Genomic DNA, 23,306 nt, shown 5'->3' on the forward strand with positions numbered 1-23,306 from the left:
GCGAAGAGGCCGGTGCAGGCTTACTTGAACCTGCGCTCCACCCCTTTCTCGACCAGGATCTTCGCCGAAATCTCTTCCACCGAAAAATGCGTGGAATTGATGTTGGGAATGTTCTCCCTGCGGAACAGGCTCTCCACCTCGCGCACTTCGAATTCGCACTGGGCAAAGCTGGAATAGCGGCTGTTGGGCTTGCGCTCGTGGCGGATGGCGGTGAGGCGGTCGGGGTCGATGGTCAGGCCGAACAGCTTGTTGTGGTGCTTTTTCAGCACCGCCGGCAACTGCAGGCGTTCCATGTCGTCCTCGGTCAGCGGGTAGTTGGCGGCGCGGATGCCGAACTGCATGGCCATGTACAGGCAGGTAGGGGTTTTGCCGCAGCGCGACACGCCAACCAGGATAAGGTCGGCCTTGTCGTAGTAGTGGGTGCGCGCACCGTCGTCGTTATCCAAGGCGAAATTCACCGCCTCGATGCGTTCCATGTAGTTTGAGTTGCCGCCGATTGAGTGCGATTTGCCCACGGAATACGACGAATGGGCGGTCAATTCTTGCTCAAGTGGGGATAAAAACGAAGAAAAGATGTCGATCATGAAGCCATTCGACGTTGCCAGAATCTCGCGAATGTCCTGGTTGACGATGGTGTCGAAGATGATCGGGCGTACCCCGTCACGCTCGGCCGCCGCGTTGATTTGCTGGACCATGGTCCGCGCTTTGTCTGGCGAATCGATGTAGGGACGGGTGAATTTGTTGAACGGAATGCTCTCGAATTGCGCGAGCAGACTCTGGCCCAGGGTTTCGGCAGTGATACCGGTGCCGTCGGAGATGAAGAACGCGGTTCGTTTCATTTGCGATCTGGGCCTTAAGCTGATGAAGATTCTTGGATATGATAAATTCGGTTTGCCGAATGCGGCTGTCGACATTCTGCCACATTTGCAGAGCCTATTTTCCAGGTACAGGCCACAAACGCCCGGCCAAGTCACAGAAGACAGGCGGGCGCCTTTTGAGCTTTTCCAACACAGTTAGTGGAGAGATCACCTTGGTAGAGTACGTAGTTTCCCTCGATAAGCTCGGCGTCCATGATGTGGAGCATGTGGGGGGCAAGAACGCATCCCTGGGCGAGATGATCAGCAACCTTGCCGGTGCTGGTGTATCGGTGCCGGGCGGCTTTGCCACTACGGCGCAGGCGTACCGCGATTTTCTCGAACAGAGTGGTCTGAACGACAGGATTCACGCCGCGCTCGACGCACTGGACGTGGATGACATCAACGCCCTGACCAAAACCGGCGCGCAGATTCGCCAGTGGGTCATGGAAGCCGAATTCCCGGCACGCCTGGATTCGGAAATCCGTACGGCCTTCGCCGAAATGGCCGCCGGCAACGACAACATGGCCGTTGCCGTGCGCTCCTCGGCCACTGCCGAAGACCTGCCGGACGCCTCGTTTGCCGGCCAGCAGGAAACTTTCCTGAACATCCGCGGCGTCGATAACGTGATCCGCGCGGCCAAGGAAGTGTTCGCTTCGCTGTTCAATGACCGCGCCATCGCCTACCGCGTGCATCAGGGCTTCGACCACAAACTGGTCGCCCTGTCTGCCGGCGTGCAGCGCATGGTCCGCTCCGAAACCGGCACCGCTGGCGTCATGTTCACCCTCGACACCGAATCGGGCTTCCGCGACGTGGTGTTCATCACCGGCGCCTATGGCCTGGGCGAAACCGTGGTGCAGGGTGCAGTCAACCCTGACGAATTCTACGTACACAAGAACACCCTGCAGGCCGGCCGCCCGGCCATCCTGCGCCGCAACCTGGGCAGCAAGGCGATCAAGATGGTCTATGGCGAAGAAGCCAAGGCCGGCCGTTCGGTCAAGACCGTCGAAGTCGACCGTGCCGAACGCGCACGTTTCTGCCTGAGCGATGACGAGGTCAGCGAGCTGGCCAAGCAGGCCATGATCATCGAGCAGCACTACCAGCGCCCGATGGACATCGAGTGGGCCAAGGACGGTGACGACGGCAAGCTGTACATCGTCCAGGCCCGCCCTGAAACGGTGAAGAGCCGCTCCAGCGCCAACGTCATGGAACGCTACCTGCTGAAAGAAAAAGGCACCGTGCTGGTCGAAGGCCGTGCCATTGGTCAGCGTATCGGCGCCGGCAAGGTTCGTGTGATCAACGACGTATCGGAAATGGACAAGGTCCAGCCGGGCGACGTGCTGGTCTCCGACATGACCGACCCGGACTGGGAGCCGGTGATGAAGCGCGCCAGCGCCATCGTCACCAACCGCGGTGGCCGTACCTGCCACGCGGCGATCATCGCCCGTGAGCTGGGTATTCCGGCGGTAGTCGGTTGCGGCAACGCCACCCAGGTACTCAAAGACGGCCAGGGCGTGACGGTATCCTGCGCCGAAGGTGACACCGGCTTCATCTTCGAAGGTGAGCTGGGCTTCGACATCAAGCAGAACTCGGTCGATGCCATGCCCGAGCTGCCGTTCAAGATCATGATGAACGTCGGCAACCCGGACCGCGCATTCGACTTCGCCCAGCTGCCCAACGCCGGTGTCGGCCTGGCGCGCCTGGAATTCATCATCAACCGCATGATCGGTGTGCACCCCAAGGCGCTGCTGAACTATGCGGGCCTGCCTGCCGACCTGAAAGACAGCGTCGACAAGCGCATCGCCGGCTACAACGACCCGGTTGGCTTCTACGTCGAGAAGCTGGTCGAGGGCATCAGCACCCTGGCGGCGGCCTTCTACCCGAAAAAGGTCATCGTGCGCCTGTCGGACTTCAAGTCCAACGAGTACGCCAACCTGATCGGCGGCAAGCTGTACGAGCCGGAAGAAGAAAACCCGATGCTGGGCTTCCGCGGTGCTTCGCGCTACATCAGCGAATCGTTCCGTGACTGCTTCGAACTCGAGTGCCGTGCGCTGAAGCGTGTGCGCAACGAAATGGGCCTGACCAACGTCGAAATCATGGTGCCGTTCGTGCGCACCCTGGGCGAAGCCAGCCAGGTTGTCGACCTGCTCGCCGAGAACGGCCTGGCCCGCGGCGACAACGGCTTGCGCGTGATCATGATGTGCGAGCTGCCGTCCAACGCCATCCTCGCCGAAGAGTTCCTGGAATACTTCGACGGCTTCTCGATCGGCTCCAACGACCTGACCCAGCTGACCCTGGGCCTGGACCGCGACTCGGGCATCATTGCCCACCTGTTCGACGAGCGTAACCCTGCGGTCAAGAAGCTGCTGGCCAACGCCATTGCCGCGTGCAACAAGGCCGGCAAGTACATCGGCATCTGCGGTCAGGGCCCATCGGACCACCCGGACCTGGCCAAGTGGCTGATGGAGCAGGGCATTGAAAGCGTGTCGCTGAACCCGGACTCGGTACTCGAAACCTGGTTCTTCCTGGCCGAAGGCCAGGGCGCGGCCTGATGCGGTAAAACGCGGGGGGGCGTCTGGCGTCCTCCCGCCTGGTTTTTTCCAGGGCGAGCTCCAGCAATGGACCCCGCCCTTTTTTGTGCACCAAGCAACCTTATGCAAAGCAGCAGCATTCTTTTCCCCGTGGCCCTGCTCAGTGCCGAGCGCCGCGGCGACCTCAGCGAAGACGTGTACCGGATCAAGGCCGGCAACGGCCCGGACCCCAGCGTCGAACTGGCCGTCACCCGGCTGGGGCTAGCCGACCAAGGCCAGGCTCAGGGCGTGCCGGTCATTCTCCTGCATGGCAGTTTTTCCAATCGGCGTTTCTGGTATTCGCCCAAAGGGGTTGGTCTGGGCGCCTACCTTGCGCGCGCCGGTTTCGATGTGTGGATCCCGGAAATGCGTGGCCACGGCCTGTCGCCGCGTAACCAGGCCTGGAAGCACAACAGTGTTGCTGCGTATGCCCGTGAAGACCTGCCACTGATCAACGCATTCGTGCGCGAACAGTCGGGCCAGGCACCGCATTGGGTGGGCCATTCTCTTGGCGGCACCACGCTGGCGGCCGCCTTGGGCGGTGGTTTCCTGGCTGCCGAGCAGGTGGCCAGCGTGGCACTGTTCGGTACACAGATCAGCCGCGTCTATTGGCCGCTGAAAGTGCCACCGCTGGCCTGGGGCGCGAAACTGCTGCTCAAGCGCTGGGGGCAGATATCGGGGCCGCGCTTCAAGCGTGGGCCGGAAGACGAGCCCATAGGCCTGGCTCTGGAGAGCATGCGCTGGCACGGTCTGTTCGGGCGTTTTGGCGACAAGAAGCACGATTGGTGGGCGGGGCTCGCAGAGGTGGATGTGCCGTTGCTGGCGGTGGCCGGTGCGGGCGACTTCCAGGACCCGGTATGGGCCTGTCGCAAGCTGTTCGAGCAGTTGGGTGGTGAGCGCAAGCAGTTCCTGCGGCTGGGGCGTGAGGAAGGCTTCGATGCCTTCGGGCATGTCGACATGCTGGTAAGCAAGGCCGCGCAGGTGCAGGTATGGCCGCTGGTGGAACGCTGGTTGCGCGACCCGCTGTTGCCGGTGCATGAGTCCACCTTGGCAGTGGAGCCGGTGCCCGCCAGCTGACTCTGCTCTGCCTGTACCGGCCTTTTCGCGGACGCGCCCGCGAAGAGGCCGGTACAGGATGAATACAAATGACTGCCCGGTCCCGGATGACTGCGACAGCCTCCACGGTGTAGCCTTGGCCGATACCCGCTTTCGTTGTGACTGACAGGAGCTTCCCATGCAGCATTACGTAACGCCCGACTTGTGTGACGCCTACCCGGACCTGGTGCAAGTGCTGGAGCCGATGTTCAGCAATTTTGGCGGCCGCGATTCGTTCGGTGGCCAGATCGTCACCATCAAATGCTTCGAGGACAACTCGCTGGTCAAGGAACAGGTCGAACTTGACGGCAAGGGCAAGGTGCTGGTGGTCGATGGTGGTGGTTCGCTGCGCCGTGCACTGCTCGGCGACATGCTGGCCGAAAAGGCCGCCAAGAATGGTTGGGAAGGCCTGGTGATCTACGGTTGCGTGCGTGACGTCGACGTGTTGATCCAGACCGATGTCGGCGTGCAGGCCCTGGCCAGCCACCCAATGAAAACCGACAAGCGCGGTATCGGCGACCTCAACGTGGTGGTGACCTTCGCCGGGGTAACATTCCGCCCGGGCGAATACGTATATGCCGACAACAATGGTGTTCTGGTATCGCCAAGCCCGCTGGAAATGCCGGAGTGATGCGCCGCACGCGCTGATGGAGCTTTGATGTTCGAGGAAGACAACGCGCAGTGGGGGCTGGTGCATGCCCTGGTGCTCGATGGCAGAGGCGGCGCGCGCTCGATTGCCCGTACCGAACTGGACGACCTGCAGCTGCAGCCGGAGCAGAGCCTGTGGCTGCACTGGGACCGCAGCCATCCGCAAACCCGCACCTGGCTGTTGCATGACAGCGGCCTGAGCGAGTTTGCCTGCGACCTGCTGTTGGAAGAAAACACCCGGCCACGCCTGCTGCCCATGGCGGACGAACAGCTGTTGCTGTTCCTGCGCGGGGTCAACCTGAACCCCGGCGCAGAGCCCGAAGACATGGTTTCGGTACGTATCTTCGCCGAGGCTCAGCGGGTCATCTCGCTGCGCCTGCGGCCGTTGCGTGCCAGCGACGAAATTCTGCAGCTGCTGGAGCAGGGCAGGGGGCCGAAATCCGCCTCTGAGCTGTTGCTGTTGATGGGTGAACTGCTGACCGAAAAGGTCCAGGGCCTGGTCAGTGACCTGTCCGAGCTGGTCGACCTGGAGGAAGAAAAGGTCGAATCCGACGAACGGTATACTCCAGAGCAAGGCAGCCTGCAGCAAATTCGCCGCCGTGCCGCCGGCTTGCGCCGCTTCCTCGCCCCACAAAGGGAGATCTACGCCCAGTTGTCGCGCAGCAAATGGAGCTGGTTCGCCGATGCCGATGCCGATTACTGGAACGAGCTGAACAACAGCCTGATCCGCTACCTCGAAGAGCTGGAACTGACCCGCGAGCGTGCCGCGCTGGTGCTGGAAAGCGAAGACCGCCGGCGTAGCGAGCGGATGAACCGCACCATGTACCGCTTCGGCATCATCACCTGCATCTTCCTGCCCATGAGCTTCATCACCGGGCTGCTGGGCATCAATGTCGGCGGCATACCCGGGGCGGATAATCCTTTGGGTTTTTTGTTCGCCTGCATCGTTGTGCTAGGGCTGGCGGTGGGGCAGTGGTGGCTGTTCCGGCGGTTGCGATGGGTCTAGGCGTGCATTTTGAAACATTCGTCCCAATCGGATGTGTGACCCATTGCCGGGCTACCTCGTCTCTTGCTGATACTGCGCGAGGTGCCTATGCACGATCCGTTTGAAGAATCCCTGCGCGACCTGCTCAAAGCGTCACCCTCCGGCAATGACCGGGATGACCGGGACGATGCCGCTTGCCTGGGTCGCGTGCTGAAAACCGCCAACCGCCAAGTTGGCGCGGGCGATCTGTTCAGCCTGCTTGGCCGCTGGTGCCAGGCGCTGCTGATTGCCGTGAACAATGGCTCGGCGCATGTCGCGCCGGTGCGTCGACACTCTTCCCGCAACGCTGCCACTGGCAGCAAAGCAGATAAGGCCGATTGAATATGGAACTCGATCTCTGGACCCAGAGCCTGGTCACCGCGATGACCGCCCTTTGGACCAAGGTGGCGAACTTCATCCCTAACCTGTTCGGCGCGCTGGTCGTGGTGCTGCTCGGTTTCGTGGTGGCCAAGCTGCTCGACACGCTGCTGTCCAAGCTGCTGGCCAAGTTTGGCCTGGACCGCCTGATGGCCGGCACTGGCCTCACCAAGATGCTTGGTCGGGTTGGCATCCAAGTGCCGATCTCGACCTTGATCGGCAAGATCGTCTACTGGTTCGTGCTGCTCATCTTCCTTGTCTCGGCCGCTGAGTCGCTGGGCCTGGAACGGGTTTCGGCCACCCTCGACATGCTCGCCCTGTACCTGCCCAAGGTATTCGGCGCCGCCCTGGTGCTGCTGGCTGGCGTGCTGCTGGCACAGGTTGCCAACGGTCTGGTTCGTGGCGCCGCCGAAGGTATCGGCCTAGAGTACTCGGCGGGGCTTGGGCGTATTACCCAGGGCCTGGTGATCATCATCAGCATCTCGGTAGCCATCAGCCAGCTGGAGGTGAAAACCGACCTGCTGAACCACGTCATCGTTATTGGGCTGATTACCGTTGGTCTGGCCGTTGCGCTGGCCATGGGCCTCGGCAGCCGCGAAATCGCCGGGCAGATCCTGGCCGGTATTTATGTGCGCGAGCTGTACCAGGTAGGCCAGCAAGTGCGGATTGGAGAGGTCGAAGGGCATATCGAGGAGATCGGTACGGTGAAGACGACGCTGCTGACCGATGATGGCGAACTGGTGTCACTGTCTAACCGCGAGCTGCTTGAACAGCGTGTCAATAGCCGCTAACCGCACAAAAGCTGTTAATGTATGCCGCCGCGAAATTCGACCCACGGGGTCGGCGCGGCGACATTGACCTGACTGTCGGCCAGATTCGTTTTGAATAAAGTTCATTCGCCGCCCATGCGTTATGACCCCCGCGAGCTCACCGACGAAGAGTTGGTGGCGCGTTCGCATGAGGAGCTGTACCACGTTACCCGCGCCTATGAGGAGCTCATGCGGCGCTACCAGCGGACCCTGTTCAACGTCTGTGCGCGTTATCTGGGGAACGACCGGGACGCGGACGATGTCTGTCAGGAGGTGATGCTCAAAGTGCTGTATGGGCTGAAGAACTTCGAGGGTAAATCCAAGTTCAAGACCTGGCTCTACAGCATCACCTACAACGAGTGCATTACCCAGTACCGCAAGGAGCGCCGTAAACGTCGGTTAATGGATGCCTTGAGCCTGGACCCTGTTGAAGAGGCGTCTGAAGACAAGGCCCCGAAGCCGGAAGAAAAAGGCGGGCTGGACAAGTGGTTGGTGCATGTGAACCCGATTGACCGGGAAATTCTGGTGCTACGTTTTGTCGCAGAACTGGAATTTCAGGAAATTGCCGACATCATGCACATGGGTCTTAGCGCGACGAAAATGCGTTACAAGCGCGCGCTAGACAAGCTTCGTGAGAAATTTGCTGGCCTCGATGAAACTTAGTGGCGTGCAAATATCTCTAACGGATCGGCGAGTTCTGCTAGACTTGCCGTCGAGTTGTCCCCCTTGTTTGTGGTGGGACTGCTTAACTATCACCAGATGGGGATTTAACGGATGAAATTGAAAAACACCTTGGGCTTGGCCATTGGTTCGCTCGTAGCCGCCACCTCGATTGGCGCTATGGCACAAGGTCAAGGCGCCGTCGAGACCGAAGTTTTCTACAAGAAAGAATTCTTCGACAGCCAGCGCGACTTCAAGAACGACGGCAACCTGTTCGGCGGCTCGATCGGTTACTTCCTGACCGACGACGTTGAACTGCGTCTGGGCTACGACGAAGTGCACAACGCTCGTGGCGAAGACGGCAAGAACATCAAGGGCTCGAACACCGCCCTGGACGCCGTTTACCACTTCAACAACCCGTACGACGCTATCCGTCCGTACGTTTCCGCTGGTTTCTCGCACCAGTCGCTGGGCCAGACCGGCCGTGGCGGTCGTGACCACTCCACCTTCGCCAACGTTGGCGCTGGCGCCAAGTGGTACATCACCGACATGTTCTACGCCCGTGCCGGCGTAGAAGCTCAGTACAACATCGACCAGGGCGACACCGAGTGGGCCCCAAGCGTTGGTGTTGGCCTGAACTTCGGCGGTAGCCCGAAGCAAGCCGAAGCCGCTCCAGCTCCAGTTGCTGAAGTTTGCTCCGACTCCGACAACGACGGCGTTTGCGACAACGTCGACAAGTGCCCAGACACCCCGGCCAACGTTACCGTTGACGCCGACGGCTGCCCGGCTGTTGCCGAAGTCGTTCGTGTTGAGCTGGACGTCAAGTTCGACTTCGACAAGTCGGTCGTCAAGCCAAACAGCTACGGCGACATCAAAAACCTGGCTGACTTCATGAAGCAGTACCCACAAACCACCACCGTGGTTGAAGGTCACACTGACTCCGTGGGTCCAGACGCTTACAACCAGAAGCTGTCCGAGCGTCGTGCCAACGCTGTCAAGCAAGTCCTGACCCAGCAGTACGGCGTAGAATCCAGCCGTGTTGACTCGGTTGGCTACGGCGAAACCCGTCCGGTTGCTGACAACGCCACCGAAGAAGGCCGTGCTATCAACCGTCGCGTTGAAGCTCAGGTAGAAGCTCAGTCCAAGTAATTGGCCTGATGTTTCATGAAAAACCCGGCCTCGGCCGGGTTTTTCTTTGCCTGGGTTTTATCCGGGCTCAAAGGCTGCTCCTGTAAGGACAGGCATTCAGCCCGCGATTGCGTCCAGTCGCAGAATCTGCTGCTCCCCAACCACCTCTCCAATCACCAGCACTGCCGGGCTGCGCAAGCCAAACCCGTGCGCATCCTCGACCATTCTCCGCACGTCACTCCTGTGCGCTCGCTGTTGCGGCAATGAAGCATTCTCGATCATCGCCACCGGCATCCCTGGCGCCATGCCGCCATCCAGCAAGCCCTGGCGCACCTGCTCCAGCCGCGCTACCCCCATGTACACCACCAGCGTCGTGCCGCCCTGGGCCAATGCCGCCCAGTTCAGTGCGCTGTCATCCTGGGTATGCGCCGTCACCAGCGTGACGCCCCGGCTGACACCGCGCGAAGTCAGGGAGATCCCGCACTGCGTTGCGCCGGCCAGGCCGGCGGTAATGCCGTTGACCAGCTCTACCTCGATGCCATGCCCGCGTAACCACAGCGCCTCTTCACCGCCACGGCCAAAGATGCAGGGGTCGCCGCCCTTGAGCCTCACCACGCAGCGGCCCTGTCGCGCATGGCGCAGCATCAGGCGCTGGATGAACGCCTGCGGTGTAGAGCGGCAGCCGCCGCGCTTGCCCACGGCAATCACCCGTGCTTGCGGGCAGTGCGCCAGCACCGCTGGGTTGACCAGGTCGTCGATCAGGACCACGGCGGCTTGCTGCAAAGCTCGCACAGCCTTGAGGGTGAGCAGTTCGGGGTCACCAGGGCCGGCACCCACCAACCATATTTTTGCATTCATCGAGGTGTCCTCATCGGCAAGTTGCGTCAGCCCTTGAGCAGGGTAAGCAGCAGTATCAGATTGATCAGCAACGACAGCAGGGCCAGCGTGCGCCACACTTTCACCGGCTCGCGCTCAAGCAGTGGGCGTGGTCGGCTGGGCAGTTCCTGACGGTCGCCGCGTTCGAGCAGCAGCAACCAGTGCTCGGCGGTTTCGAAGCGCTGGGCAGGGTCGACCGCCAGGGCCTGTTGCAGGTTGTGCTGCAACCATTCCGGCAGGTCGGGGCGATAGCGCGAGGCGTTGACCGGCTGGCCGAAGCGCGGGCGTTGAAAGGCTTCTATCTCGCCGTACGGGTAGTGGCCGGTCAGCAGGTGGTACAGCGTCACGCCCACTGCATACAAGTCCTGGCGCGGGCTGGGTGGCAGGCCATCGAACGCTTCCGGGGCAATGTACGAGGGCGTGCCGGGCAGCTCGTGCCGCGGGTCTTCGGACAGGCCCGGGCAATAGGCCAGGCCGAAGTCCAGCAGGCGCAGTTGACCATCGCGGCCCAGGTGCAGGTTGTCGGGCTTGATGTCGCGGTGCAGCAAGTTGCGCCGGTGCAGCACGCCAACTGCCTGTAGCAGTTGCCGAGCGACCTCCAGCCATTGCGCCAAAGGCAGCGGGCCGTGTGCGGCCAGCAGTGCCGACAGGCTTTGGCCGGGGTATTCGCGCATCACGTAATACAGGTGCTGGCGCTGGCTGGCGGCGTGCAGCTCGGGGAAGTGCCGGCCAGCGATGCGGCGCAGGAACCACTCCTCCAGCAACAGGCCTTGCGCTGCCCCCGGTTCCTGTTCGCGCGCAGCGGGCAGGGTTTTGAGCAACCACGGTTGGTTCTGGCTATCGCGCACTTGGTACAGCAGGGACTGGCGGCTGTGTGCATGCAGTTTTTCAACCTGCCAGCCGTCGATCACCTGGCCTTCACGCAGCGGGCCGGGCACTGGCCATTCTTGCAGCTGTGCCAGGGTATCGCCCAGGTTGGCTGGGCCCAGTTGCTCGACGTGCACCAGCAAGGCGCTGGCGTTGTCCTGGCTGCCGTTGAGGTGCGCGCTGGCAACCAGGGTGTCGGCGGCCAGTTGCAGATCAGGCTGCTCGCGCAGCACGGCCTGGATGTGTTGCTCGCCCAGGCTGGCCCAGACCCCGTCGCTGAGCAGCAGAAAGCACTCGCCCGGCTGCAGCTCGCCTTCCAGGTAATCCACCAGCAGGTGCTGGTCCAGGCCCAGCGCGCGTTTGAGTACGTGCTGCATGCCCGGCTGGTCCCATACATGGTCTTCGCTAAGGCACTGCAGGTTCCCATCGTGCCAGCGGTACACCCGGCAGTCGCCAACGTGGGCCAGGGTAAAGCGCCGGCCGCGCAACACCAGCGCGCTAAGGGTGGTCAGCAACGGCTGGCCGCTGCCCTGGGCACGCAACCAGCGGTTTTGCGCCAGCAACAGGCGGTCGAGGGCCTGGGCGACGCTCCAGGTGGCCGGAGTGGCGTAGTAATCCAGGGCCAGCGCCTGCAGGCTGGCTCGCGCTGCCAGGCCGCCGTCGGCGCATTGGCTGACGCCATCGGCCAGGGCGAACAGGTAGCCTTTGCTGGCGGCCAGCTCTGGCGCCGGGGTAACCAGGCGCAGGGCGTCCTGGTTTTCCGCGCGAGGCCCAGTGGCGCTGGCTTGGGCAAAGCTCAATTGCAGGCTCATCTCAGACCCGTGCTGCCGTGACTGCAGCCGAGCCCCAGGTGGTGCGCCAGCGCTGTTTCACGCCATGAAGGCCAAACCACGCCAGCAGGCCCAGGCTGGCGAACAGCCACAAGCCAAGTTGGTAGTCGCCGGTGTGCTGCTTGATAGTGCCAAGCCCGGCCGCCAGCAGGAAACCGCCAATGCCGCCGGCCATGCCGATCAGCCCGGTCATTACACCGATTTCCTGGCGAAAGCGTTGCGGCACCAGCTGGAACACCGCGCCGTTGCCGGCGCCCAGGCCAAGCATGGCGCTGACGAACAGCATCAGTGCGGCTGCGGCAGAGGGCAGGTTGAAACCAACTGCGGCGATGCAGATAGCTGCCACGCTGTACATGCCCAACAGGGTACGGATGCCGCCAAAACGGTCAGCCAGCGCGCCGCCGAGCGGGCGCATCAGGCTGCCGGCGAACACGCAAGCGGCGGTGTAATAGCCGGCGGTGATCGGGCTCAGGCCGTACTGGTCGCTGAAATAGCCGGGCAGGGCGCTGGCCAGGCCGATGAAGCCACCGAAGGTGACGCTGTAGAAGAACATGAACCACCAGCTGTCTCGGTCACCCAGGGCCTTGAGGTAGTCGGCCATGGCTTTCGGTTTGGGCCGTTGTGGGGCGTTACGCGCCAGCAGGGCGAACACCGCCAGCGCCAGTGTCAACGGGATCAGCGCAAAGCCGAACACATTGTTCCAGCCAAAGCCTGCAGCCAGCGCCGGCGCCAGCAGGGCGGCGAACACGGTGCCGGAGTTGCCGGCGCCGGCGATGCCCATGGCCTTGCCCTGGTGCTGTGGCGGGTACCACTGCGAAGCCAGTGGCAGCGACACAGCGAACGAAGCACCCGCGAACCCCAGAAACACCCCCAGCAGCAGCGCTTGTTCATAGCTGTGCACGCCCAGGTGCCAGGCTGCGGCCAGTGCGACGATAACCACCACCTGGCCGATCAGGCCGGCGGTCTTGGGTGACAGGCGGTCCACCAGCACGCCCATGGCAAAGCGCAGGATAGCCCCGGCCAGGATCGGCATGGCCACCATCAGGCCCCGTTGTTGTGCGCTCAGTTGCAGGTCGGCAGCAATCTGCACCGCCAGTGGGCCCAGCAGGTACCACACCATGAAGCTGAGGTCGAAGTACAGGAACGCGGCGAACAGCGTGGGCACATGCCCGGATTTCCAGAAGCTGGTACTCATCGAACACCTCACTCGGCAATGCAACGGAACGAAAAAGACGCCGCCACCCGCTCCACGGGGGTGGAGGGGAGAGCGACGTCTTTGTCGGGATTTAAGTGGGGCAACCGCCGTTGGCTACCGGTGATGTTTGTTCAGCAAGAGATGGGCCAAGTGTTGGCGTGCCTATGGGTTTTCAGTGCCTGTGAGGTCTCAGGCCAGGCGCATTACCCCAGCATCTCGTGCATGGCAATGATCTGTTCGGCCACCTGGATCAGCTTCTGCTGCCGGCTCATGGCCTGTCGGCGCATCAAGGTGTACGCCTGCTCTTCGTTGCAATCCTTCATCTTCATCAGCAAGCCCTTGGCCTGCTCGATACGCTTGCGCTCGGCCAGTTGCTGATCGCGCGCCAGCAGCTGCGCTTTCAGTGCCTGGTCGCTTTCGAACCGGGCCATGGCCACATCCAGGATCGGCTGCAGCCGCGCCGCATGGATGCCCTCTACGATATAGGCGCTCACCCCTGCCTGTATCGCCTGACGCATCACTCCGGGGTCGTGCTCGTCAGTAAACAGCACGATGGGGCGTGGCTGGTCACGGCTGACCAGTACTACCTGCTCCATCACATCGCGGTCGGGTGAGTCGGTGTCGATCAGCACCACGTCCGGGCGCACTGTTTCGACGCAGGCGGGCAGGTCGATGGTCAGGTCTGGGGCTTCGATGACTTCGAAGCCTGCCTCGCTCAATGCTGCCTTGAGGCGGCCGAGTTTGTTCTGGGTGTCGTCGATCAGCAGGATGCGCAACATGCTGGTCTCCCTCACAGGCCGACACGGGCATTGGGCTGGTCGCCCAAGGCGTGCAGGCTGAAACTGCGGGCATAGCCGTAGGGGTCGCTGCCGTCCCAGCGGGTGCCGTCGATCAGCAGGCTGCTGCGCATCGGTAGCTCCAGGCAGGCGATGCCCAGGCTTTGCGCGGCCTCACTGTACAGCCGCAGCTGCTGGACCTGACGGGCCACGCCCAAGTAGTCGGGGTCTTCGCGCAGCAGCCCCCAGCGGCGGAACTGGGTCATGAACCACATGCCGTCGGACAGGTAGGGCCAGTTGGCCCGACCCTGGTCGAACAGGCGCAGGGCGTGGGGGTCTTGCCAATGGTTGCCCAGGCCGTCCTGATAGTGGCCGAGCAGCCGCGGTTCTATGGTGTCCAGTGGGGTATCCAGATAGGCGCTGCCACTGAGCAGTTGCGCGGTGCTGCGGCGGTTTTCCGGGCTTTGCTCGATGAACCGGCTGGCCGCGAGGATCGCCTTGATCAGCGCGCGGGCACTGTTGGGGTATTGCTCGGCAAAGGCGCGCGCGCAGGCCAGGACCTTTTCCGGGTGATCCGGCCAGATCGACTGGCTGGTGGCCAAGGTGAAGCCTTGGCCCTTGGCCACAGCGTCGGCGGCCCACGGTTCACCCGCGCAGAAACCGTCAATGCGCCCGGCCTGGATGTGTGCAGCCATCTGCGCCGGTGGCACCACTACGCTGTCGACGTCGCGCAGTGGGTGGATACCTTGGCTGGCCAGCCAGTAATACAGCCACATGGCATGGGTGCCGGTGGGGAAGGTCTGGGCGAATGTCAGGCGTGCGCCATGCTGGTGCACCAGGCGCGCCAGCGCTTCAGGGTTGGTCACACCCTTGCGCTGCTGGGCCGGCGACAGGTTGATGGCCTGGGCGTTCTGGTTCAGCCCCATGAGCACGGCCATATCGTAGGCGGGCACGCCACCGATGCCCAGGTGTACGGCGTAGACCAGGCCATACAGGCAATGCGCGGCGTCCAGTTCGCCGCTGACCAGCTTGTCGCGTAACCCGGCCCACGAGCCCTGGCGCTTGAGATTGAGAGTAAGGCCGTGCTGCTGGGCGAAGCCCTGGGTGGCGGCGACCACTACCGACGCGCAGTCGGTCAGGGCCATGTAACCGATGTTCAGGCTGGGCTTTTCTGGCGCGTCGCTGCCGTTGACCCAGGCCAGGGGCGTTGCTCGGGGTGCGGTGTTCACAAGGGTCCTCGCCAGTACTGATAAGGCTGTGGGTGGATTGGTGCAACCCATGTGCCAAGCGCTCCCACGATTTGCTGTCCTGCCAGGCCCGTGCTGGCTATAATCGCACCCTCACTCACCCTGAGCCTTGCCCGCCCATGTATACCCTGGCCCGCCAGCTGCTGTTCAAGCTTTCCCCGGAAACTTCCCACGACTTGTCCCTGGACCTGATCGGCGCCGGTGGCCGTCTCGGCCTCAACGGCATGCTGTGCAAGCAACCGGCGGCATTGCCGGTTTCGGTCATGGGCTTGAACTTCGCCAACCCGGTTGGCCTGGCGGCTGGCCTGGACAAGAACGGTGCGGCCATCGACGGTTTCGCCCAACTGGGTTTCGGGTTTGTCGAAATTGGCACTGTCACCCCGCGTCCGCAGCCGGGCAACCCTAAGCCGCGGCTGTTCCGTTTGCCGGAAGCCACGGCCATCATCAACCGCATGGGCTTCAACAACCTGGGCGTTGATCACCTGCTAGAGCGGGTACGTGCCGCGCGCTACAACGGGGTGCTGGGCATCAACATCGGCAAGAACTTCGACACGCCAGTCGAGCGTGCCGTCGATGACTACCTGATCTGCCTCGACAAGGTGTACACGGCTGCCAGCTACATTACGGTCAATGTCAGTTCGCCAAACACTCCGGGCCTGCGCAGCCTGCAGTTTGGCGATTCGCTCAAGCAGTTGCTCGATGCCTTGGCCGAGCGCCGCGAGCAACTGGCCGTCACCCATGGCAAGCGTGTACCACTGGCAATCAAGATTGCCCCGGACATGAGTGATGAAGAAACCGCGCTGGTGGCCGCTGCGCTGATGGCGTCGGGCATGGATGCGGTGATCGCCACCAACACCACGCTGGGCCGTGAAGGTGTCGAAGCGCTGCCGCATGGTGGCGAAGCGGGGGGGCTGTCGGGCGCGCCGGTGCTGGCGAAGAGTACCCACATCGTCAAGGTGCTGGCAGGCGAGTTGGGTGGCAAGTTGCCGATCATTGCCGCCGGTGGCATTACCGAAGGCCGCCATGCCGCCGAAAAAATCGCTGCGGGGGCGAGCCTGGTGCAGATCTACTCGGGCTTCATTTACAAGGGGCCTGCGCTGATCCGCGAGGCGGTGGACGCTATCGCCGCCATGCCACGGGTATAATCGGCAGGCAAAAAAAGGGCCCCATCAAGGGGCCCCTGGGCCTTCGCCCGCCGCCCGGATGGGGCGTGCATGGTAAATCGAATTCAGTGTCCTCGATCAGCCAACGGCGTGATTTTCGTTGAGTCTATGGATGCCAGCGGTGCCAGTCATTCCGTCCCAGTTATCACCGCGACCTTCGCGCCAGCCGTTGATCCAGGCTTGGCGAACAGAAGGAAGATTGAACGGGCAAAGTTCGCGGGATTTGCCGGTGACCCCGTATTGGTAGCCACGTGAATATGCTCTTTCCAACGGATCACGCTTAAGTCTTCTCATAGGGTGTTGCCCTCACTTGTTGACTGTAATGTCCCGTCGGCCTCTCCGAGGCCGGGCAGAGTCTTTCTGCCGGTTTGCGCTCGCTGCCGGCGTGGCGAGCTGAAGGTGCCGCCTCGTTGCGATGCGGCCTAAGACCAGTTCTAACGAATGCGAGTCACGGTGTGAATGATCAATTTGTCATAAGCACGTAACCTTTCTGAGGGTGAAAGGATAAGTAAATAAATGCGACTCAACCTTATTTGGCGTTGAGCCCGCTATGATCGGGGTTTGCCGATCAATGACGTCATTTGGCCAGCGGTGCTCGCGGATGACAGAAATAATTTGAAATGCGACGAAGGGTCACATCTGCCCGGCAATCGCCAGAATTTCTCGTACTGCCTGATGATCTAAGCTGTCTTTGCCACTTGGCCAAGCGTGGCTCGGTCAGGCGGCCCGGCCTTTCGCGGCACGCTTTCGTGCCAAAAAGGGTCACCCGCACGTCTGCTGGAAAGGCGTGCGGGCAAACATCGCGGGGCGATGCGTTGCCTCGTCAGTCAAATAGCCCAAGGCTCTGGAATACTCATGTCGGACCGTTTCGAACTTTATCTCACCTGCCCTAAAGGCCTTGAAGGCCTGCTTGCCGAAGAGGCCAAGGGCCTTGGCCTTGAAGAGGTGCGCGAGCACACCTCGGCCATTCGCGGCGCCGCCGACATGGAAACCGCCTACCGCCTGTGCGTATGGTCTCGCCTGGCCAACCGGGTACTGTTGGTACTCAAGCGCTTCAGCATGAAGAACGCCGATGACCTTTACGATGGCGTCAATGCCGTCGACTGGGCCGACCACCTGGCAGCTGACGGCACGCTGGCGGTTGAATTCAGCGGCCATGGCTCGGGCATCGACAACACCCACTTCGGTGCGCTGAAGGTCAAGGATGCGATCGTCGACAAGCTGCGCAATCGCGAGGGCCTGCGCCCGTCGGTGGAAAAGATCGACCCGGACGTGCGCGTGCACCTGCGCCTGGACCGCGGCGAGGCCATCCTCTCCCTCGACCTGTCCGGCCACAGCCTGCACCAGCGTGGCTACCGCCTGCAGCAGGGCGCCGCGCCATTGAAAGAAAACCTGGCGGCAGCGGTGTTGATCCGTTCCGGCTGGCCGCGCATTGCCGCCGAAGGCGGCGCACTGGCCGACCCAATGTGCGGCGTGGGTACCTTCCTGGTCGAGGCGGCGATGATCGCTGCCGACATCGCCCCCAACCTCAAACGTGAACGCTGGGGCTTCAGTGCCTGGCTCGGCCACGTGCCGGCGTTGTGGCGCAAGGTGCATGACGAAGCGCAGGCCCGCGCGCAGGCTGGCCTCGCCAAGCCACCGCTCTGGATCCGTGGCTACGAGGCCGACCCGCGGCTGATCCAGCCGGGCCGCAACAACGTCGAGCGTGCCGGCCTGGGCGACTGGGTGAAGATCTACCAGGGCGAAGTCAGCACGTTCGAGCCACGCCCGGACCAGAACCAGAAAGGCCTGGTCATCAGTAACCCGCCCTACGGCGAGCGTCTGGGTGACGAGGCCAGCCTGCTGTACCTCTACCAGAACCTCGGCGAGCGCCTGCGCCAGGCTTGCATGGGCTGGGAGGCGGCGGTGTTCACCGGCGCACCGCAGCTGGGCAAGCGCATGGGTATTCGCAGCCACAAGCAATACGCGTTCTGGAACGGCGCCTTGCCGTGCAAGCTGTTGCTGTTCAAGGTCCAGCCTGACCAGTTCGTCACTGGCGAACGCCGTGAGGCGCAGCCTGAAGGCACCGAAGTCCGCCAGCAGGCCCCGCAGGCCAGCGAGCCGGCGCGGCTGTCGGAAGGGGCGCAGATGTTTGCCAATCGCCTGCAGAAAAACCTCAAGCAACTGGGCAAGTGGGCCCGTCGCGAGCAGATCGACTGCTACCGCCTGTACGATGCCGACATGCCCGAATATGCCCTGGCGGTCGACCTGTACCAGGACTGGGTCCATGTGCAGGAGTACGCTGCGCCACGTTCGATCGACCCGGACAAGGCCCAGGCCCGCCTGCTCGATGCGCTGGCGGCTATCCCGCAGGCGCTGGGCATTTCGCCGCAACGTGTGGTGCTCAAACGACGCGAGCGCCAGAGCGGCACGCGCCAGTATGAGCGCCAGGCGACCGAGGGCCGTTTCCAGGAGGTCAACGAAGGTGGCGTCAAGTTGCTGGTCAACCTTACCGACTACCTCGATACAGGGCTGTTCCTCGACCACCGCCCGATGCGCATGCGCATTCAGCGCGAAGCGGCCGGCAAGCGCTTCCTCAACTTGTTCTGCTACACCGCCACGGCCACCGTGCATGCGGCCAAGGGCGGTGCGCGCAGCACCACCAGTGTCGACTTGTCGAAAACCTACCTGGACTGGGCACGGCGCAACCTGGCGCTCAATGGCTACTCCGAGCGCAACCGCCTTGAGCAGAGCGATGTGATGGCCTGGCTGGAAGGCAACCGCGACAGCTACGACCTGATCTTCATCGACCCGCCAACCTTCTCCAACTCCAAACGCATGGAAGGCGTGTTCGACGTGCAGCGTGACCATGTGCAACTGCTGGACCTGGCCATGGCCCGCCTGGCACCGGGCGGCGTGCTGTATTTCTCCAACAACTTCCGCAAGTTCCAGTTGGACGAGCATCTGATGGCACGTTATGCCGTGGAGGAAATCACCGCCCAGACGCTGGACCCGGACTTTGCCCGTAACAACCGGATTCACCGCGCCTGGCGCCTGCAATTGCGTTGAGCCGACGAGGTACATTGCGCGGCTAATGGCCAATAGCTATAACTGAGGGCAGGGCAAGATAATCCGCAGGACGCTGACGTGACGAGATGGGTGTATGTCAAAGTATGGCGTGCGTGCGCGGTTGCTTGGCCTGTGCACAGAGGCGGTGTCCGCCTGGGCGGTGGCACTGGTGGCCTTGGTGGCGGGCGGCCTGTTGACGGCCGCCCTGGCGCTTGCCGCGCAGACGTTCTACAAGCAGCAGTTGCGCCAGCGTTTCGAGTTGCTGGCCAGCGAACGCTCCAGCCGCATTGCCGAGCGCTTCGATGAACAAGAACAACGCCTGGACGGCCTGCGGCGTTTCTTCAGTTTTTCCAACGAAGTTACCCCGCACGAATTTGACGGTTACGCCCGGCCTTTGCTGCAGCGCACCCTGGCCTACGCTTGGGCACCACGCGTCGAAGCCGCGCAGCGCGCCGAGTTCGAGCGCCACGCCAGTGAGCACTCGGGCCCAGGCTATGTGATCCGAGACCAGGACGCACAAGGCCAGTGGCGCCCCGCGCCGCCGCGCGACCATTACTTTCCGGTGCTGTATACCCAATCCGGTGAAATGCCGGGGCTGCCCTATGGGCTGGACCTTGCCGGACAGGGGGCACCCCAGGCAGCACTGGCGCGGGCGCTCGGGCCTGGCAGCATGGCCGTGTCCGAACCCTTGGCCCTGTACGATATCCCTTCGTACGCGCGCGGCCTGCTGATGGTGGCGCCGGTGTTTTCCGATGCCAACCCCCACGGCGCGGCAGCAGGTTATGTGATGGCCTTGCTGAGCATGCGCGAGCTGGTCAGCGACGCTCGACCGGTAGCGGCCGATGACAACCTGGTCGTGCGCATCATCGACCCGTCTGGGTTGCAAGGCCCCGAAGTGATGTTCGATTCGCAGAACCCGGTCGCCTCCCTGGCGCTGGCCAGCAACCAGGTGCTGCACCTGGCCGATCACCATTTCCAGCTGAGCATTTTGCCGAGCCAGGCGTTCGTGCAGGCCAACCGTTCCTCGGCGGTGCTGGCGGTGAGTTTGTTGGGCGGGTTGTTGAGCCTGCTGCTCAGCGTGCTGCTCTATAGCCTGTTCAGCCAGCGTCAGCGCGCCCTGGCCTTGGTCGAGCAGCGAACTGCCGAGTTGCAGGTCAGCGAGCAGTCGTTGCGCGGCACCCACAACCAGCTGCGCAGTGTGCTGGATGCCGCAACCCAGGTGGCGATCATCGCCACCAACCTCAAGGGGATTATCAGCACCTTCAATGCCGGTGCTGAACGCATGCTCGGTTACCCGGCCAGCGAAGCGATCGGGCAGTTGCGCCTTGAGGATTTGGTGCTGCCCGAGGAGCTGAACCTGCGTGCCCATGCGTTGAGCTTGCGCTTTGGTCGCCCGATTGCTGGCGGCCAGGCAATGTTCGCCGAAACGGTGCAGGAGCACGGCGCAGAGCCCGGTGAGTGGACCTTGCTACGTGCCGATGGCAGCCAGCTGTTGGCCAACATGCTGGTTACCGCCATGCTCGACGAGCAGGGTTTGTGGGTTGGCTACCTGGCCATCTGTATTGATGTCACCGAGCGGCGTCGGGTGCATGAGGCGCTGGCGGCGCGTGACCGGTTGCTGGAAAAGCTCAGCGCCGAGGTGCCAGGCGGCATCTACCAATACCGCCTGGATGCCAACGGCCATTCGTGCTTCCCGTATGCCAGCATGGGCCTGTATGACATCTACGAGGTTGATCTGCAGCAGTTGCGCGAGGATGCCACGGTGGTGTTCGAGCGCATCCACCCCGATGACCTGGAGCGTGTGCGCCGTTCGGTGCGCTACTCGGCCGAACACCTGTCACCCTGGCGCGAGGAGTATCGGGTCTGCCTGCCTCGGGCCGGATTGCGCTGGGTGCGTGGTGAGGCGACGCCGGAAGTGGGTGAGCAGGGCTGTACCTTGTGGCATGGCTACCTGACGGACATTTCCGACCTCAAGGGTGTGGAAGAAGAGCTGCGGGCGCTGTCGGTTACCGATTCGCTGACCGGCATCCACAACCGCCGTTACTTTCAGGAGCGGCTCAAGGTCGAACTGGAGCGGGCCCAGCGCGATGGCCTGGCGCTGGCGGTGATCATGCTCGACATCGATCACTTCAAGCGCATCAACGACCGTTTCGGCCATGCGGTCGGCGATCGGGTGTTGCGTAGCCTGTGCCAGCGCATCGGCCAACGTTTGCGGCGTACCGATGTGTTCTGCCGCTTGGGCGGGGAGGAATTCATGGTGCTGTGCCCGGGCAGCGATGCCGAGCAGGCGCGGCTGCTGGCGCTCGAGCTGTGGCAAGGCGTACGCAATATGCCGGTGGAGGGCGTGGGCAGGGTAACCGCGAGTTTTGGGGTGGCGGGATGGCGACCAGAGGAGGGTGCCGATGCCTTGCTGTTGCGTGCCGATGCAGGGGTGTATGCGGCCAAGCAGGCCGGGCGGGACCGGGTGGAAGGGGAGTCGGCCTGATAGCTGTTAGGTGTCAATGCCGGCCCTTTCGCGGCTATAGCCGCGAAAGGGCCGGTACCGACCAACCCATCAGTTGGCCGCTGTGCTGCCAGCCAGCTTCGGCTGGCGATACAGGTCCAGCAACACCTGGTCCAGCACCTGCGAGGCGCCCCACGGTTTTGGGTCGTTGAGGATCGCCGCCACCGCCCAGGTATGGCCGTTGCTGTCGCGGCTGAAACCGGCAATCGCCCGTACGGTGTTCAGCGTACCGGTCTTGATGTGCCCTTCACCGGTCATGGCGGTGCGCTTCAAGCGCTTGCGCATGGTGCCGTCCATGCCCACCAGCGGCATCGAGCTCATGAACTCGGCAGCGTAAGGGCTCTTCCAGGCAGCCTGCAGCATGGCAGCCATTTCCCGGGTACTGACCCGTTCGGCACGCGACAGGCCAGAGCCGTTTTCCATTACCAGGTGCGGCGCGGTAATACCCTTTTTGGCCAGCCATTGGCGCACCACGCGCTGGGCGGCGCGGGCGTCGTCGCCATCGGCATCGGTGCGGAACTGCGCGCCAAGGCTCAGGAACAGCTGCTGGGCCATGGTGTTGTTGCTGTATTTGTTGATGTCGCGGATCACCTCCACCAGGTCTGGCGAGAAGGCGCGGGCCAGCAAGCGAGCGCTTTTGGGAACATTCTCGATGCGGTCGCCACCCTGAATGCTGCCACCCAGTTCGTTCCAGATCGCGCGCACGGCACCGGCGGCGTAAGTCGGGTGGTCGAGCAGCGAAAGGTAAGTCTGCGAGTTGCAGCCGTCACCCAACTGGCCGCTGACCGTCACGCTGATGCCGTCGGCCTGGGGCACCGGGTTGTAGCGCACATCACCGGTGCACTGTTTCGATGCCACGGCCTTGACCTGGTTGTCGATACGGATGCTGGCAATCGGTGGTTCCACTGCGATGGTAACTTTGCCGCCGTCGTTACGGGCGACGAAGCGCAGGGCCTTGAGGTTGACCAGCAGCGAGTCGGGCTTGACCAGGAACGGCTTGTTTTCATCCCCGCCGTCGTCGTTGAACTGCGGCAGGTTGGGCTGCACGAAGTGGCTGCGGTCCAGCACCAGGTCACCGGTGACGGTGCGCACGCCATTGGCGCGCAGGTCACGCATCAGCAACCACAGCTTTTCCATGTTCAGTTTGGGGTCCCCGCCACCTTTGAGGTACAGGTTACCGTTGAGCACCCCGTTGCTCAGGGTGCCGTCCGTATAGAACTCGGTTTTCCACTGAAAGGTCGGGCCCAGCAGCTCGAGGGCGGCGTAAGTGGTGACCAGTTTCATGGTCGAGGCCGGGTTCACCGAAACATCGGCATTGAACACGGTCGGGGTTCCGGGGCCGTCCAGCGGCAGCATCACCAGCGACAGCGCAGTGTCCTGCAGCTTGTTGGCCTTGAGTGCCTGCTGCACTTTGGCAGGCAGGGTGGTATTGACGGCGGCGGCGTGGCTGGGCAAGGCAATTGGCAACAGCAAGCCGGCGAGAAAGAGGGGACGAAGCGTTTTGATCATAGTGAGTAAATACCCTGCGGCGAGGGAAAAGGGCTTTGGGGCTGTAAGAGATGATGGCCCCACGACGTAAAGAATACGCATTATGCCCCAAGCGCAGCGTCGATGCGCCACGTTCGACGGAAAAGC

The 23,306-nt window shown here is 62.7% G+C and carries 19 protein-coding genes; 11 read left to right on the plus strand and 8 right to left on the minus strand.

The features are described 5' to 3' along the window. Window positions 1-20: 20 nt before the first annotated feature. On the minus strand, window positions 21-839 hold the full coding sequence (gene ppsR, locus DM807_RS08120; RefSeq protein WP_012271263.1) for a posphoenolpyruvate synthetase regulatory kinase/phosphorylase PpsR: 819 nt from the start codon (window positions 837-839) through the stop codon (window positions 21-23). A 191-nt stretch (window positions 840-1,030) separates the two neighbouring features. Here ppsR and ppsA point away from each other — a divergent pair, with 191 nt between their 5' ends. From ppsA to DM807_RS08160, 8 genes are all read left to right on the plus strand, one after another. Beyond that, complete coding sequence (ppsA, locus tag DM807_RS08125) at window positions 1,031-3,406, plus strand: phosphoenolpyruvate synthase (protein WP_012271264.1); 2,376 nt, start codon at window positions 1,031-1,033, stop codon at window positions 3,404-3,406. Window positions 3,407-3,508: 102 nt separating this feature from the next. Continuing rightward, window positions 3,509-4,501 (plus strand): alpha/beta fold hydrolase, encoded by a 993-nt coding sequence (locus DM807_RS08130; protein ID WP_223296400.1) that lies wholly within the window; start codon window positions 3,509-3,511, stop codon window positions 4,499-4,501. A 157-nt stretch (window positions 4,502-4,658) separates the two neighbouring features. Further along, complete coding sequence (gene rraA / locus DM807_RS08135) at window positions 4,659-5,150, plus strand: ribonuclease E activity regulator RraA (protein ID WP_060515644.1); 492 nt, start codon at window positions 4,659-4,661, stop codon at window positions 5,148-5,150. 27 nt (window positions 5,151-5,177) lie between these two features. Further along, window positions 5,178-6,173 (plus strand): zinc transporter ZntB, encoded by a 996-nt coding sequence (locus DM807_RS08140; RefSeq protein ID WP_012271267.1) that lies wholly within the window; start codon window positions 5,178-5,180, stop codon window positions 6,171-6,173. 87 nt (window positions 6,174-6,260) lie between these two features. Continuing rightward, entirely contained in the window at window positions 6,261-6,533 is a 273-nt protein-coding gene (locus DM807_RS08145) for a hypothetical protein (protein WP_012271268.1), read from the plus strand. Window positions 6,534-6,535: 2 nt separating this feature from the next. After that, window positions 6,536-7,360, plus strand: a complete 825-nt coding sequence (locus DM807_RS08150; RefSeq protein WP_004376138.1) for a mechanosensitive ion channel family protein — start codon at window positions 6,536-6,538, stop codon at window positions 7,358-7,360. Window positions 7,361-7,474: 114 nt separating this feature from the next. After that, window positions 7,475-8,041 carry an RNA polymerase sigma factor SigX gene (sigX, locus tag DM807_RS08155; RefSeq protein ID WP_003248665.1) on the plus strand — a complete coding sequence of 189 codons (567 nt, stop codon included), beginning with the start codon at window positions 7,475-7,477 and terminating at the stop codon, window positions 8,039-8,041. A 111-nt stretch (window positions 8,042-8,152) separates the two neighbouring features. Beyond that, window positions 8,153-9,187, plus strand: a complete 1,035-nt coding sequence (locus DM807_RS08160; protein WP_012271270.1) for an OmpA family protein — start codon at window positions 8,153-8,155, stop codon at window positions 9,185-9,187. Between the two features lie 96 nt (window positions 9,188-9,283). Here the strand turns inward: DM807_RS08160 and cobA are convergent, their stop codons facing one another. From cobA to DM807_RS08185, 5 genes are all read right to left on the minus strand, one after another. Then, window positions 9,284-10,024, minus strand: coding sequence for a uroporphyrinogen-III C-methyltransferase (cobA, locus tag DM807_RS08165; RefSeq protein ID WP_060493285.1), 741 nt, complete (start codon window positions 10,022-10,024; stop codon window positions 9,284-9,286). A gap of 26 nt (window positions 10,025-10,050) precedes the next feature. Next, window positions 10,051-11,721 (minus strand): bifunctional protein-serine/threonine kinase/phosphatase, encoded by a 1,671-nt coding sequence (locus tag DM807_RS08170; protein WP_060493284.1) that lies wholly within the window; start codon window positions 11,719-11,721, stop codon window positions 10,051-10,053. A 1-nt stretch (window position 11,722) separates the two neighbouring features. After that, a complete protein-coding gene (locus tag DM807_RS08175; protein ID WP_179027251.1) occupies window positions 11,723-12,934 on the minus strand; it encodes a nitrate/nitrite transporter in 1,212 nt (403 codons plus the stop codon). A 203-nt stretch (window positions 12,935-13,137) separates the two neighbouring features. Next, the gene (locus tag DM807_RS08180) at window positions 13,138-13,713 is read right to left on the minus strand and encodes an ANTAR domain-containing response regulator (RefSeq protein ID WP_012271274.1); all 576 of its coding nucleotides are present in this window, start codon (window positions 13,711-13,713) and stop codon (window positions 13,138-13,140) included. Between the two features lie 11 nt (window positions 13,714-13,724). Continuing rightward, entirely contained in the window at window positions 13,725-14,939 is a 1,215-nt protein-coding gene (locus DM807_RS08185; protein WP_179027252.1) for an ABC transporter substrate-binding protein, read from the minus strand. 137 nt (window positions 14,940-15,076) lie between these two features. On the opposite strand from DM807_RS08185, the gene DM807_RS08190 reads away from it, so the two are divergent. Then, complete coding sequence (locus tag DM807_RS08190) at window positions 15,077-16,102, plus strand: quinone-dependent dihydroorotate dehydrogenase (RefSeq protein ID WP_012271276.1); 1,026 nt, start codon at window positions 15,077-15,079, stop codon at window positions 16,100-16,102. 96 nt (window positions 16,103-16,198) lie between these two features. Here the strand turns inward: DM807_RS08190 and rmf are convergent, their stop codons facing one another. Beyond that, window positions 16,199-16,414, minus strand: a complete 216-nt coding sequence (gene rmf / locus DM807_RS08195; protein ID WP_003248687.1) for a ribosome modulation factor — start codon at window positions 16,412-16,414, stop codon at window positions 16,199-16,201. A 561-nt stretch (window positions 16,415-16,975) separates the two neighbouring features. Here rmf and rlmKL point away from each other — a divergent pair. Beyond that, window positions 16,976-19,168 (plus strand): bifunctional 23S rRNA (guanine(2069)-N(7))-methyltransferase RlmK/23S rRNA (guanine(2445)-N(2))-methyltransferase RlmL, encoded by a 2,193-nt coding sequence (rlmKL, locus tag DM807_RS08200; RefSeq protein ID WP_012271277.1) that lies wholly within the window; start codon window positions 16,976-16,978, stop codon window positions 19,166-19,168. A 94-nt stretch (window positions 19,169-19,262) separates the two neighbouring features. Continuing rightward, window positions 19,263-21,653: a sensor domain-containing diguanylate cyclase gene (locus DM807_RS08205; RefSeq protein ID WP_179027253.1), complete on the plus strand. Its 2,391-nt coding sequence runs from the start codon at window positions 19,263-19,265 to the stop codon at window positions 21,651-21,653. 69 nt (window positions 21,654-21,722) lie between these two features. Here the strand turns inward: DM807_RS08205 and dacB are convergent, their stop codons facing one another. Next, window positions 21,723-23,180, minus strand: coding sequence for a D-alanyl-D-alanine carboxypeptidase/D-alanyl-D-alanine endopeptidase (dacB, locus tag DM807_RS08210; protein ID WP_012271279.1), 1,458 nt, complete (start codon window positions 23,178-23,180; stop codon window positions 21,723-21,725). Between the last annotated feature and the right edge of the window lie 126 nt (window positions 23,181-23,306).

The sequence above is a fragment of the Pseudomonas hunanensis genome, assembly GCF_013393325.1.
GTDB lineage: Bacteria > Pseudomonadota > Gammaproteobacteria > Pseudomonadales > Pseudomonadaceae > Aquipseudomonas > Aquipseudomonas putida_P.

Excerpts from the sequence above, each read along its gene's own strand:
- ppsR (WP_012271263.1), bottom strand. The coding sequence starts at position 839 with ATGAAACGAACCGCGTTCTTCATCTCCGACGGCACCGGTATCACTGCC.
- DM807_RS08130 (WP_223296400.1), top strand. The coding sequence starts at position 3,509 with ATGCAAAGCAGCAGCATTCTTTTCCCCGTGGCCCTGCTCAGTGCCGAG.
- rraA (WP_060515644.1), top strand. The coding sequence starts at position 4,659 with ATGCAGCATTACGTAACGCCCGACTTGTGTGACGCCTACCCGGACCTG.
- DM807_RS08140 (WP_012271267.1), top strand. The coding sequence starts at position 5,178 with ATGTTCGAGGAAGACAACGCGCAGTGGGGGCTGGTGCATGCCCTGGTG.
- DM807_RS08145 (WP_012271268.1), top strand. The coding sequence starts at position 6,261 with ATGCACGATCCGTTTGAAGAATCCCTGCGCGACCTGCTCAAAGCGTCA.
- DM807_RS08150 (WP_004376138.1), top strand. The coding sequence starts at position 6,536 with ATGGAACTCGATCTCTGGACCCAGAGCCTGGTCACCGCGATGACCGCC.
- sigX (WP_003248665.1), top strand. The coding sequence starts at position 7,475 with ATGCGTTATGACCCCCGCGAGCTCACCGACGAAGAGTTGGTGGCGCGT.
- DM807_RS08160 (WP_012271270.1), top strand. The coding sequence starts at position 8,153 with ATGAAATTGAAAAACACCTTGGGCTTGGCCATTGGTTCGCTCGTAGCC.
- cobA (WP_060493285.1), bottom strand. The coding sequence starts at position 10,024 with ATGAATGCAAAAATATGGTTGGTGGGTGCCGGCCCTGGTGACCCCGAA.
- DM807_RS08170 (WP_060493284.1), bottom strand. The coding sequence starts at position 11,721 with ATGAGCCTGCAATTGAGCTTTGCCCAAGCCAGCGCCACTGGGCCTCGC.
- DM807_RS08175 (WP_179027251.1), bottom strand. The coding sequence starts at position 12,934 with ATGAGTACCAGCTTCTGGAAATCCGGGCATGTGCCCACGCTGTTCGCC.
- DM807_RS08180 (WP_012271274.1), bottom strand. The coding sequence starts at position 13,713 with ATGTTGCGCATCCTGCTGATCGACGACACCCAGAACAAACTCGGCCGC.
- DM807_RS08190 (WP_012271276.1), top strand. The coding sequence starts at position 15,077 with ATGTATACCCTGGCCCGCCAGCTGCTGTTCAAGCTTTCCCCGGAAACT.
- rmf (WP_003248687.1), bottom strand. The coding sequence starts at position 16,414 with ATGAGAAGACTTAAGCGTGATCCGTTGGAAAGAGCATATTCACGTGGC.
- rlmKL (WP_012271277.1), top strand. The coding sequence starts at position 16,976 with ATGTCGGACCGTTTCGAACTTTATCTCACCTGCCCTAAAGGCCTTGAA.
- DM807_RS08205 (WP_179027253.1), top strand. The coding sequence starts at position 19,263 with ATGTCAAAGTATGGCGTGCGTGCGCGGTTGCTTGGCCTGTGCACAGAG.
- dacB (WP_012271279.1), bottom strand. The coding sequence starts at position 23,180 with ATGATCAAAACGCTTCGTCCCCTCTTTCTCGCCGGCTTGCTGTTGCCA.